The organism is Cellvibrio sp., from assembly GCF_053579595.1.
Window position 1 is genome coordinate 1 of record NZ_JBRFPI010000242.1, and the last position, 390, is coordinate 390.

General features: G+C 45.4%; 1 pseudogene. It reads right to left on the bottom strand.

What is annotated here, in order from left to right:
• Positions 1-182 precede the first annotated feature (182 nt).
• Positions 183-390: pseudogene (locus ACWA6V_RS14425) on the bottom strand (hypothetical protein); the annotation flags it as partial.

Sequence of the window (390 nt, forward strand, 5' to 3'; positions counted from 1 at the left end):
GCACCAACAAGCCGCCCGGTTTATTGATGGCAACCAGATATTCATCGCGGTAAATAATCGGCAGTATTTCGGTCATTGCGTAAACTTATAAAATGGTATTGGTTTGTAAATATTTGGCGCTATAAAAATAAAAGCAGGCGAGAGCCTGCTTTTATCGATGAAGCTATAAGCAGCGCTAAAAATTATTGCGCGCTTGTTGCTGCTTCAGATGCATCGCTGCTGGTTTCATTGCCACTGGATTCAGAGTTACAGCTAAATCCCCAGCCGCCTTGCTTTTCGGCAAACTCTGCTGCCTTGGCCTCGCATTGGCCTTGGGTACTTTCATAATTCCACAGTGTTTGTGTTGAGACGTCTTTGGTGTAGCTTACTGAGCAGGGAACGCTCTTGTCA